Source organism: Terribacillus sp. JSM ZJ617, from assembly GCF_044383785.1.
Taxonomy (GTDB): Bacteria; Bacillota; Bacilli; order Bacillales; family Amphibacillaceae; genus Terribacillus.
In genome coordinates this window covers 71,389-83,363 of sequence record NZ_JBISEQ010000003.1, presented here as the reverse complement: position 1 = coordinate 83,363, position 11,975 = coordinate 71,389, and the positions used below count along the sequence as shown (strand labels likewise).

The following is an 11,975-nucleotide window of genomic DNA, read 5'->3' as shown; positions in this document are numbered from 1 at the left end:
CCATTTTCGCAACTGGCTGGCATAGAATCTCATTCCTTAGCCCCTCAAGTTTTGCGTAACTGCCTTTCAACAGTGCTGCCGTATATGTATGTAATTGTTTCCTGGTTGTATTCTGCTGACAAATCAAGCAGCTTATAATAGTCCTCTTTTGTTGGCAGAAGGTCCACCATTTCCACATTCAGTGCTATTGCCAACTTACTGATGCCCACAAAAGAAATATTTCGCTTGCCGTTTTCAATATCGGAGTAGTACGATCGATTAAAACCCGCCATGCCAGCCAATTCCTCCTGTGTCAGCATCTGTTTTTTTCTCAGATATCGAAGCTTATCCCCAAATGTCCGAAGCAATAGCGTGTAATCTCTCATATTATTCATGCACTCCATTATACCTCGTTACCTCAGTAAATCCACCGGATATAAGTGACATTAGTATAATGCTACCAAATAAAACAGGTTAAAGTACTATATTTGCCCCCTTTTATCCATGTCTAAACAACTATAAAAAATAAACTGCACACAAGGTGCAGTTTAGGATAACCCATCGAAGCCCTGCTGACGAAGAGCTTCATAAATGATAATTGCAGCAGTATTAGACAGATTCAAAGATCGAACTTTATCTGTCATATGAATACGAAGGCATAGCTCCTCTTTTCCTACTAGCAAATCCTTTGGAATGCCAGTCGACTCCCGTCCGAAAACGAATAGCAGATCTTGATCTGTGTTACTGAAATCATAATCTGAATAATACTTGGTACCGAAGTTCTCTATATAATAAAAGACACCTTCCGGAAATTTTTCATATAACTCTTCTATACTATCGTAGTAATGGATATCCACGTCATGCCAATAATCCAATCCTGACCTTCTCAGCATTTTGTCATCCGTCGAGAAACCAAGCGGACGAATCAGATGCAAAGCCGTATCTGTCGCAAGGCAGGTACGAGCAATGTTCCCTGTATTAGCTGGAATTTCTGGCTGGAATAGTACGATATGTCTTGGCATATACTTTCACCTCTGCTTTTCTACTTTCAACCTTACCAGTATAGCATAGCAGAGATCATAGCCCAATCTGGAAAAATTTATATACAACGTTCTTTGTATATGCCGGTGAATCAACGTAAGCCCAATGACGCATTCTGCTGTTGGCGGTGTGTGCATTGACCAAAGGCTCTCCTTGTGCATTCCGGGCTACCACTATCGTATTATGGTTGAAATTGCCATCGCCCTCAAAATCATAGCAAATCACATCCCCAGGCCGCAGCAGTCTTGCATCGGCTACTTCCTTGCCTCGTAACCCTTGTTTTGATCCGCTCAAATACCACCGCAAAGCATTCGCCACTGTGAAACTATAGCTCCAATTTTCCCCATTGAACCACCATCCCGAATTCCGGTCCGGTTCTCCCCGCATTGGTGCTCCGCCCGCCCGAAGGCACTGTGAAATGTAATTTGTACAGTCTACTTCAAATTTCTTATAGGCAGGGTTATAATCATTCCACCATCGCTCGGCATACTGAACCGCCGCTCGTCTGTCGTAGGTGAATTGCCGGTCAAAATCCTGATCATTGCTTTCATAAACGACAAGTCCCTGGACATGAGGCTGGACAGCATCCTCTACCCGCTCATTATGAATGATCTGCCCATCACGCATACGGGCTATATGTGTATGCACTTCTTCTTCATGATACGTAGCATGCTGCTTATGCACGAGAAAAGTTGCACATAAGCGGTAGGTAATGATATCCTCTTCCCCATCATGCTCTTCGCTCAGGATTGTCCCTTCTCCTCGAATCTGGGCAACCTTCGCCCCATCCTTTTCATGGAAAGCAATTCGGTTTACAAGCCAATTCCCAGCTTTCTTCCCGTCGACTTCCTGCATCCAATAATCCGCCAGCTGTTCACTCTTCCCCATCTCTATCCCTCCTGTTCTTCCTTCGATATGACATGGCATATCCCCGCAGGAGGAGCAAGCCTCCTACTACGAATACGGATAAAATAGTCATGAATGTCTCCATGCTCCCACCTCACTTGTATGTATGTAGAATCATGACAGTATATGCTTCATCAGCTTGACTGATTCTATTTGTGAAAGCGCAAACATTTTTAGTTACAAATGTGACAAATTTGTGTATCCTTATAAAAAAGGGGGAGAATACGATGTCTGATGTTTTGCAAACCATCCTTAGCCACAAATCAGTAAGATCATTTACGACCGAGCGCCTTACAGAGGAACAGATAAAGGAGCTTGTCTCCGCTGCTCAAGCAGCATCCACGTCGAGTTTCCTCCAGGCGTATTCGATTATTGGTGTGAGCGATCCTTTAGTGAAAAAGGAGCTTAGCACATATGCTGGCAGCCAGGAGTACGTCGTGAATAATGGCCACTTCTTTGTTTTTTGTGCTGATTTCTACCGCCATAAGGAAATGGCTAAAAATTTGCGAGCCGATATTTCCGAAACAATTCAAGGCACGGAAGCTTTGCTGATCGGTACTATCGATGCCTCACTGGCCGCCCAAAATCTTGCCATTGCAGCAGAATCGATGGGATTGGGCATTTGTTACATAGGCGGGCTCCGAAATAATCTGGCAGGCGTTTCTGCAAGCCTCGGCGTACCTGCACATGTATTGCCGTTGTTCGGGATTGCCGTCGGTTATCCGGAGAAAGTAAATGAAAAGAAACCACGGCTGCCGTTCGGAAGTGTATATCATGAAAATAGATATAATGTGGATAAAGGCATGCTGAATGCCCAGCTGGAGGAATATGACCGTACTATTCAGTCATATTACGTGGATCGGACTGAAAACACTCGGAAGACAACCTGGACCGAGCAGGCTACAGATAAGCTCCGAATCCCGAAACGTGTATATATGAAAGATTTTATAACGCAGAAGGGTTGGGCAAAGCATTAAAATAGGCCGCTGCTGCGGCCTTATTTTATGAAGATGTAACTGATTTGAAAAATAACTGCATATCTTCACCTAAAAGATGCAATTGGTCGATAAGCTGACTGAAGTCATTAACTAAATCTGCTTGCTCGCCGGATGCATTTCGAATTTGCTCCACACTTCCGGATAGGGCAGTAATATTATTTTTTATATTCTCCAGAGAGACGCTCATACTTTTCGTAACATCTGTCGTTTGGGAAGACAGCTTCCTCACTTCACTTGCAACTACAGCAAAACCTGCACCAGCTTCCCCTGCTCGGGCTGCTTCAATCGACGCATTCAAACCCAGGATATTGGTTTGCTGCTGGATTTGGGAAATCTCACTTATTGACCCAACTGTCGTTTCTGTCAGCAACATGGATTCCTGAGATTGTGCTGCAATCTCTTCGCTTGAGGCCGCAAGCTCTTCTGAATGAGCCGAAACGGTATGCAGTTTATCCTGGAGTCCATCAATTATTTGACGCAGATTGCCAATGTAACCTTCCATTTTTTCTTGAGCATCCAGTGGAATAGCAATTGCAAATGCGCCAACAACCTCTTTATTGTCGCTCCGAATCGGAAAGGACTTCGCGTGCAGGGGAATACCGTACACTTCCTTAGGTAATAAAACCGAACCATATCGACCCGCTAATGCAGCTTCTAGGTTTTTATCCCCGGCTGGTATCGGACTTCCTATATGTATTCCAAAATCCACCTTTGTAGTAGGCAGATAACTTAAGAATTTTTCTCTATCTGTAATTCCGATCATCGTATCGGTACCGATCATTTTTTGCAGATCCTCTGCTGACTCAACTAAACTATGTAATAATTCCATTCTGATCCCTACGTTTCTTATACACTTATTCGACAGTATCAGGACAATAGTTTTAGGCATTTCATACCATTCAAAGCCTAAAAAAATATCCATATATTCCATCTTGTTATTAAATACCCGGCTTTTTAAATTGCTAAACCGTGAAAATAAAAAAAGAGCATATATTCATGCTCCTTTTTCAGTGTGCCTCAGCATATTCCTCTTCAAACTGCAGTCCTTTGCGCATTTCTTCAAGTACTTGTTCGTCCTGCTCCTTGTCCATAGCTTTTCTGACTGCATCAAAGCCTTCCGGCAACCCAATCTTACCAATTGCCCAGGCAGCTGTTCCGCGAATGACAGGTCGTGGATCTTGTTCCATCAGTTCTATCAAATCCGGCACAGCAGATGTGGTCTTATAATGCGCAATGGCAAGTATTGCATTCCGCTGAATCGGCTTCTTACCACGCCAAGAACCAGAGATCAGACCAAATTTCGCCTTAAACTCTTTATTCGACATCTTGAGTAAAGGTTTCAGCAGCGGTTTCACGACTTCTGGATCTGGCTCCATCTCTTCGTGAAGGTGGAAATCCATGCCTTTGTTCTTTGGACAAACAAGCTGGCATGTGTCACAGCCATAGATACGATTTCCTATTTTAGAGCGAAACTCATCTGGCAGGAAATCTTTCGTCTGAGTCAGATAGGCGATACAGCGCTGTGCATTCAGCTGGCCGCCTTGGACAAGCGCGCCTGTCGGACAGGAATCAATACATTTTGTGCATGTTCCGCAGCTATCTTCTACAGCTTCATCCGGTAAAAATGGAATGTTGGTAATTACTTCTCCAAGATACACATACGATCCGAATTCAGGTGTAATGACAAAGCTGTTTTTGGCACTGAAACCGATACCTGCCCGCTCCGCTACAGCTCGGTCGGATAACTCTCCTGTATCAACCATTGAACGATAGGTGAATCCTTCCACCCTTTCCGCAAGAAACGCAGTCAGCTTATTCATCCGGTCGCGCAGCACTTCATGGTAATCCATTCCCCAGGAGGCCCTACAGAACAAGCCGCGCGGTTCTTCCTTCGTACTTTTTGGTGCATTCGGCAATCTGGAAGGATACGCGAGCGCAATTGCAATAATGGATTGAGCAGAAGGCATAAGCTTCTTCGGTTCAGTCCGTTCCTCGATTGTACCCTTTTCAAAACCTGACTGATAATTTTTCTCCTGCTGCTGTTTCAGTCTTTCCTTCAGCTCCTGAAAGACATCGGCTGTTGTAAACTTTATTTTATCTACACCAATCTTCTTGCTGTAGGCAATCAGCTCCTGCTTCAGCTGTTCTGTATCCATCATACGGCCTCCTTTCTTTTATCATTATTTCCTAATATACATAGTAAAAACGCAATGCCTCGTTACGTTTAAAACGAGACACTGCGTTGGCTCAAGGGTAGTTAACAAGTGCGAGAAAAGCGAAATGATTACCCCGGTTTATAAATAGTATGTTAAGTAGTATAACAAGGTTTTTACATGCACGCAACATTCTAAACATAATTCGACAAATTTTTTTCTCGCCTCCTTTTACACCTCTGTTATACTGGATTTTAACAAGAGGGAGGTATGGATATGAGCTTGTACGATTATTTGTTGACGCAAGACGGGATAATCACGAAAGAATCACTTTTGTATCCTTTTGAAGAACGTGGACTGCAATTCGGTGATGGTGTTTACGAGGTCATCCGTATATATCAAGGAACATTTGATTTGCTGGAGGAACATATCGAACGGCTTTATCGTTCTGCTGAAGCGATTCGGCTGAAAGTTCCGTTTTCCAAAGAGGCATTGGTTGCTTCCCTCCATCAGCTTACAGACAAGAATGACGTTCAAACGGACGCAAAGCTTTATTTGCAAATCACTCGCGGTTCTGCCCCCCGTGAGCATAGCTTCCCGGATGTACCAAGTAATTTCTATGCTTATATCGAACCTAGTGAAAGACCTTTTTCTCTACTTCAGAAAGGCGTTCGCACTATTTTGGCAGATGATATCAGATGGGATCTATGCTATATCAAAAGCCTGAATTTACTGCCGAATATATTAGCCAAGCAAACTGCCAAGGATAATGGAGCTTTTGAAGCTATTCTCCACAAGGATGGCAAAGTTACCGAAGGCTCATCTTCTAATGTATTCATCATAAAGGATGACATCCTTTTCACGCACCCGGCTGCAACAAACATCCTGCATGGCTGCGTGCGGAGCAGAGTATTGGCTCTTGCACCAAACACAGGATTGCAGGTAAAGGAAACAGCATTTACAACAGATCAGCTGCTCCAAGCAGATGAAGTATTCATTACCAGTACAACAAGTGAAATCATGCCAGTCATTGAAATTGAGGGTAAACAAATTGGTGACGGGACACCAGGCGATAAAACGCGCGCTCTGCAGCGTGCCTATGAAAAAGAAAGCGGAATCCAAGCTACAGCATTTGCATGAAGAAAGAGACCGGGACATAAACCGAATGTTATTCTTGAGCGAATACTCCGCTAATATGGGTAACTAATCAAATGACCGAACTTATGCAAATTTTTCTTAGGAGGATTTGCAAAATAGTTCGGTTTTTATATGGCTAAAATATGTCCCAGCCTCTCTCTCTGTTTTTTTGTCTCTCGGATATCATGCTCAATAGCCTACAAGCTGTACGGCGTTCCAATTCGGGTTAAGTGGTGCAAGAGTCAGCTTACATCTGCTGCTTTGCACCATCATCATGGCCGATAATTTCCTGCTTCACGTACTGGATGCTGCGTCGTAGTGACTGTTTTTGATCTTCCATGCACACACCACCACAATTCGGAATATTCTTTCAACTATAATAACTAAACTTTTTCCACCTAAAATAAAAAAAGACAGCCTCAGCTGTCTTATGTCAGTATTTCCTTTATCTTGTCTCTTTTCCAAAAGCCTATGAGAGCACAAATCAATATAATCAATAGAATAATAGCTAGATACGTATAGTTTAAGGATACGATACTTGACCCGACAAGTGCATAGGTCATCGTCCCCGGAAGCACGCCTAATAAACTGGCGGCCATATATTGCTTGAATTTAACACGTGTCAGACCGGCAACATAACTGACCAAATCATAATTGAAAACCGGCAGCACCCGCATGACCAATACATAAAAGAAACCTTCGTCATGCAATTTCTGCTTGATTTTCTCCACTCTTTCGCCTAAATCCTTATCCCCGAACCGCTCGGAGAAAAAATGAGCTAGAAAATATGCGACGATAGCAGCACCCGCGGAACCAATTAATATGAAGATGGTACCCTTAACAAAGCCAAACGCTAAACCGCCTGCAATCGATAATACAGAGGAAGGGAAAAAAATGACGGGTTTGACCGCATAGATTCCCATGTAGATTAATGGAGAAACGATCCCAAATGAGACAATCCACCCTTGGATATCCTCAGGTGACAGTTTAATATGTTCCCGGACGAACCAAAACAGAAAAAGTACAAGCAGCGCGATAGCCGTGCCCTTGACAACCTTTTTTCCTTTCATGATGAGCCTGCCTTTCCTTTGGTATAGTCCAGTCCTTTTTATTGTAGCACAAAAGTCTGTTACCGCTAGTATATGAAGCTCTTACCCTAGGGGTTCGAAGATAAAGGTAAAAACTGCATACAGGAATACTTATTCCCTATCTACTTCTTGGCTGATTAATGGTAAAATGAAATTTATGTGCATATGAGAGCAGATAATAAGCGCTGAAGGCTTATCAGAAATACTGGATAATACAAAGAAGCTAGGGTAATTCCTTTATTCTTTATTCCTTTGATTCTGACTTTCAGAGCTGTAATTAGACAAGGAGCGTAATAGAGTGGACAATGCATGGTTTGAAGTCAGAAAAAGCGGCCCGCTAACCGGAGAAGTTACCATCCCGGGTGCCAAAAACAGTGCGCTTGCACTAGTTGTAGCAGGCTGTTTGACAGATGAGACAATTACAATTCATGATATTCCCGCTATCCGGGATATTTTATTGATAAAAGAGCTTGCCGAAGATATTGGTTTGCATATGGAAGAAAAAGAGAAGAACACATATGAGCTTACCGGCAAACATATAACATCCGGGAAGCTTGATTTAGCAAAAACCTCAGATTTCCGTGCATCATATTATTTTGTCGGAGCTTTGCTGCACAAGGTAAAGACCGTGCAAATCGGATATCCAGGCGGAGATGATTTTGGATCACGCCCGATTGATCAGCATGTGAAGGCTCTTTCTGCACTTGGAGCGACATTCGATTTCAAGCAGCAGTATTATGAAGTAACTAGCGAGAAATTGACCGGTGCGGAGATTACATTTGATGTCATTACATCAGGTGCTACCATCAACGCTATGCTGGCAGCAGCTAAAGCAGAAGGACGCACTACGCTGCACAACGCTGCAAAAGATCCGGAAGTGGTTGATTTAGCGAATCTCCTGAACTTGATGGGAGCAAAGATCAAAGGAGCCGGCACAGAGAAGATCACAATTGACGGCGTTGAGTCCCTTCATGGGGGTATTGAACACACGGTGATTCCGGATCGTTTGATTGCTGGCGCATTTTTGATGGCTGCAGGTGTGACGAATGGCCGGATTACAGTTAAAAATGTCATTCCAGAGCACTTGGCTAGCTGTACGAACAAACTGATCGAGCTAGGTATGACTATTACAGAAGACGATGACTCGATGACAGCTTCAGGAACCGCGCTGCAAGGTGCGCGTATCCAGACAGGCATGTATCCGGAGCTCGCAACTGATTTGCAGCAGCCGCTTACTACGCTGCTCACTCTAGCAGCTGGCTCTAGTACGATTTTGGACAAAGTATATCCAAACCGTAATGGGCATGTTGCGGAGTTGAAGAAACTTGGCGCTGACATTGAAGTGGTTGATCATCAGATCCTGATTCATGGTGTTTCTAAGCTTACGGGCGCAACAGTAAAAGCACATGACGTTCGCGCTGGTACTTCCTTGATTTTGGCTGGCCTGGCAGCTGATGGCGTAACCAAAATCACGGATGTCAAACATATTCAGCGTGGTTATGAGGATATCGTCGGGCTGTTCACACAGCTTGGTGCAGATATCACACTGCATCAGCCTGAGCATCAGACTCAAATATAACATCGACCGCTCCCCCTTGATGGGGTGAGCGGTTTTTTTATGATTGCTGTGACGTGCTTTAGGGTATTATGAGATTGATTGGAGGGAAGCAGATGCGAATCACTATCTTAGCTGACACACATATGCCGCGTATGGCAAAGGTTTGGCCAGCTGCACTGCTCCCCCATCTGGAGCAGGCTGACCATATCATCCATGCTGGTGATCTTCAGGATAGCCGGGTTCTTGATTCCCTTGCATCTTTCGCTCCAGTTACAGCTGTTTCCGGAAACATAGACAATCCCGAGCTCATTGATACATTACCAAATAAACAGCTCCTTACCTTTCATGGAGTGAAGGTTGGGGTAATACATGGACACGGGAAAGGAAAAACGACTGAACAGCGCGCGAAGGCAGCATTTGAAGACGAACATATTGATCTGCTTATCTTCGGCCACTCACATATTCCCATTCATAAGGAAGAAGCGGATCTTGTTCTTTTCAATCCCGGCTCACCAACAGATAAACGGCGGCAGGAGCAATTCTCATTCGGCGAATTGATTGTTCAAGAAGATGGCACATGGTCTTTAAAACATATTTTTTACAAAGATAAGAAAGGATGAATGTAATGGATTTTACAGACAAAGTGGTCGTCGTAACTGGAGCAGGAAATGGAATCGGAAAGGCGGTTGCTCTTCAGTATGCCGCTAAAGGAGCAAAAGTAGCTGCAGTTGATCTGGATCATGCAGCTGCCGAACAAACTGTACAGGAAATGGCAGGAGAAGGACTTGCCCTTCAGACCGACATTCGGAATCACCAGGACGTGACTGATTTTATGAAGCAAACCTTTGACCATTTTGGACAAATTGATATTTTGATTAACAACGCTGGTATCAGTGCGTTCAAGAATATGTTTGAACTAGAGGTCGAAGAATGGGATAGCATCATCAATACAAATTTGCGCGGCACTTTCCTAGCCAGCAGAGAAGCTGCAGGATATATGAAACAAAGCGGAAAAGGCGGCTCGATCGTGAATATTGCATCGACTCGTGCAACCATGTCGGAACCTGATACGGAAGCATATGCTGCTACTAAAGGCGGCATTGTCGCTCTTACGCATGCACTTTCTATGTCATTGCAGGATGACTACATTACGGTAAACAGCATCAGCCCAGGCTGGATCGAAACGAAGGAATATGATAGTCTGCGTCCTGTCGATCATGATCAGCACCCATCAAAACGTGTCGGAACACCATCAGATATCGCCAGAGCATGCATATTCCTGACATCAGCTGAAAATAACTTCATCAACGGTGAAAATATTGTTGTAGACGGCGGCATGACACGCAAAATGATTTATGAACATTAAAAAGACAATGCCCATGGGGCATTGTCTTTTTAATGTTCAGCCTCTTCCTGCCTGGAAGCTTGGATACTTGGTCATACCGCCATCTGCAAATAATGTTATACCTGTCACGTAGCTGGATTCATCAGAAGCAAGCCACACTGCAACAGCTGCAATTTCTTCTGGCTTTCCGATATAACCCATCGGAATCATGCTCTCTACATCTGCTTTTTGCTTTGGATCTGCGAATTTCTCAGCATTGATTGGCGTATTGATTGCGCCTGGTCCGATATTGTTCACACGAATTTGTTTCGGAGCATATTCCAGTGCCAATGTTTCGGTCAAGAGCTTTACCCCGCCTTTACTAGCAGCATAATGTGCAAACAATGGCCAAGGAATCATTTCATGTACACTGGACATATTGATGATATTTCCTTTTACATCATTTTCAACAAAATACTTCAATGCTTCACGCGAGCCTATGAAGGCACCTGTCAAATTCGTTCCGATAACTCGGTCCCAATCCTTCAGTGGCAATTCATGGGAAGGAACCGGGTTTTCGACACCAGCATTATTAATCATGATATCCAATTTACCAAATGAATCGATGGCTGTCTGAACAAGTTTTTTAACGTCCTCTTCCACCATTACATTTCCTTGTATGGCTACTGCATCACTGCCGCTGTTTTTGATTTCTTGGACTACCTCATCAGCTTTCTCGCCATTATTGTAATAATTCACGACTACTTTCGCACCTTCTTGGCCAAAGCGCAAAGCCATAGCTCTCCCGAGACCAGTAGATGAACCTGTGATGACGACTACTTTCCCTTGCAAACTTGGATACATACGAAACTCTCCTTCATTATGATTTTGTATAGCCTAATAGGAAACCGGCAACAACGATCAGGATGATACCGATACTGATACTGATCAGCTGGCCCCTCGTTTTTTTCTCTCCTAATATGAAAATACCGCCAAGCGTGGATATGACGATTCCCATTTGAGATAAAGAAAAGCTAGTCGCTACGCCTACACGCGGCTGTGAAATAAACAAAAACATATTTCCTGTCGCCCATATCAAACCTGGAATGATGTTCTTTATGGTGTAAAAATCATACGGTCTGTATTTCACCGTCAGGATGATTCCGCCTGCTACCATGCCGACAGCCTGCGGGAATAAAGCTGTCCATCCATCAACACCGAAGAGTCTGGCTATGACAACGTATACGAGGTAGCCAACTGTTGAGATGGTGATGAAAATCAGACCTTTTCGGAACGCTCCCCGGCTTGCCTCGTCCGTCTTTTCTCCTTTAGCACGTTTGGAAGTGAGCATTGCACCAATGATAATGAGCAATAATGCCAGAATTCCGAGAATGACAGATCTTGCTGTATTCCATTCACCGAAAACAATCACTCCAAATAGGGAAGTGGAAACAAGCTGCGCACCAGTCGAAATCGGCATCGTTCTGGAAACACCGATTGCATGTACGCTTTTTAACTGGAAGGTTTGACCAAGTGACCAGAACACCCCAGATAAAAACCCAATTAAGAAGATGAATCCAGTCAATTCAGGCCTTACGAAGAAATACAGTACAATCGAGAGCAACAATGCACCGATAGTCGTACCGAGGATTTGGTGATAAGGGGTCCCGCCAAGCTTGACATTGAATAACACGATACTGCCCCAGAACAATGCAGGCAGGACGGCAAGAAGGATATCCATCACGTCACTCCATTTCAATTTTGCTTTACCGGTAGTATGATGAGCTTTCT

At 43.9% G+C, this 11,975-nt stretch carries 12 protein-coding genes, 1 pseudogene and 1 riboswitch; of the genes and pseudogenes, 5 read left to right on the top strand and 8 right to left on the bottom strand.

Going from position 1 to position 11,975, the window contains the following annotated elements; all coding sequences use genetic code 11:
- Positions 1-4: 4 nt before the first annotated feature.
- Positions 5-90: riboswitch (cyclic di-GMP riboswitch) on the bottom strand.
- Positions 91-161: 71 nt separating this feature from the next.
- From ACH6C1_RS11935 to ACH6C1_RS11925, 3 genes and pseudogenes are all read right to left on the bottom strand, one after another.
- Positions 162-365: pseudogene (locus ACH6C1_RS11935) on the bottom strand (helix-turn-helix domain-containing protein); the annotation flags it as partial.
- Between the two features lie 162 nt (positions 366-527).
- A complete protein-coding gene (locus tag ACH6C1_RS11930; RefSeq protein WP_374077352.1) occupies positions 528-1,001 on the bottom strand; it encodes a tRNA (cytidine(34)-2'-O)-methyltransferase in 474 nt (157 codons plus the stop codon).
- A gap of 55 nt (positions 1,002-1,056) precedes the next feature.
- Positions 1,057-1,908: an amidase domain-containing protein gene (locus tag ACH6C1_RS11925; protein WP_374077350.1), complete on the bottom strand. Its 852-nt coding sequence runs from the start codon at positions 1,906-1,908 to the stop codon at positions 1,057-1,059.
- A 245-nt stretch (positions 1,909-2,153) separates the two neighbouring features.
- Here ACH6C1_RS11925 and nfsA point away from each other — a divergent pair, with 245 nt between their 5' ends.
- The gene (gene nfsA, locus ACH6C1_RS11920) at positions 2,154-2,903 is read left to right on the top strand and encodes an oxygen-insensitive NADPH nitroreductase (RefSeq protein ID WP_374077348.1); all 750 of its coding nucleotides are present in this window, start codon (positions 2,154-2,156) and stop codon (positions 2,901-2,903) included.
- A gap of 25 nt (positions 2,904-2,928) precedes the next feature.
- On the opposite strand, the gene ACH6C1_RS11915 is transcribed toward nfsA, so the two are convergent.
- Positions 2,929-3,753 carry a methyl-accepting chemotaxis protein gene (locus ACH6C1_RS11915; RefSeq protein ID WP_374077346.1) on the bottom strand — a complete coding sequence of 275 codons (825 nt, stop codon included), beginning with the start codon at positions 3,751-3,753 and terminating at the stop codon, positions 2,929-2,931.
- A 178-nt stretch (positions 3,754-3,931) separates the two neighbouring features.
- Entirely contained in the window at positions 3,932-5,080 is a 1,149-nt protein-coding gene (gene queG / locus ACH6C1_RS11910) for a tRNA epoxyqueuosine(34) reductase QueG (RefSeq protein WP_374077800.1), read from the bottom strand.
- Between the two features lie 273 nt (positions 5,081-5,353).
- Between queG and dat the strand changes: the two genes are divergently transcribed.
- On the top strand, positions 5,354-6,217 hold the full coding sequence (gene dat / locus ACH6C1_RS11905) for a D-amino-acid transaminase (RefSeq protein WP_374077344.1): 864 nt from the start codon (positions 5,354-5,356) through the stop codon (positions 6,215-6,217).
- 425 nt (positions 6,218-6,642) lie between these two features.
- On the opposite strand, the gene ACH6C1_RS11900 is transcribed toward dat, so the two are convergent.
- Entirely contained in the window at positions 6,643-7,284 is a 642-nt protein-coding gene (locus tag ACH6C1_RS11900) for a TVP38/TMEM64 family protein (protein WP_374077342.1), read from the bottom strand.
- A 316-nt stretch (positions 7,285-7,600) separates the two neighbouring features.
- Here ACH6C1_RS11900 and murA point away from each other — a divergent pair, with 316 nt between their 5' ends.
- From murA to ACH6C1_RS11885, 3 genes are all read left to right on the top strand, one after another.
- On the top strand, positions 7,601-8,881 hold the full coding sequence (murA, locus tag ACH6C1_RS11895; RefSeq protein ID WP_374077340.1) for a UDP-N-acetylglucosamine 1-carboxyvinyltransferase: 1,281 nt from the start codon (positions 7,601-7,603) through the stop codon (positions 8,879-8,881).
- A gap of 92 nt (positions 8,882-8,973) precedes the next feature.
- A complete protein-coding gene (locus tag ACH6C1_RS11890) occupies positions 8,974-9,480 on the top strand; it encodes a metallophosphoesterase family protein (RefSeq protein ID WP_374077338.1) in 507 nt (168 codons plus the stop codon).
- A 5-nt stretch (positions 9,481-9,485) separates the two neighbouring features.
- A complete protein-coding gene (locus tag ACH6C1_RS11885) occupies positions 9,486-10,226 on the top strand; it encodes a glucose 1-dehydrogenase (protein WP_374077336.1) in 741 nt (246 codons plus the stop codon).
- 36 nt (positions 10,227-10,262) lie between these two features.
- Here ACH6C1_RS11885 and gdh read toward each other — a convergent pair whose 3' ends face one another.
- Entirely contained in the window at positions 10,263-11,048 is a 786-nt protein-coding gene (gene gdh, locus ACH6C1_RS11880) for a glucose 1-dehydrogenase (protein WP_374077334.1), read from the bottom strand.
- Between the two features lie 16 nt (positions 11,049-11,064).
- Entirely contained in the window at positions 11,065-11,925 is an 861-nt protein-coding gene (locus ACH6C1_RS11875; protein ID WP_374077332.1) for a GRP family sugar transporter, read from the bottom strand.
- Between the last annotated feature and the right edge of the window lie 50 nt (positions 11,926-11,975).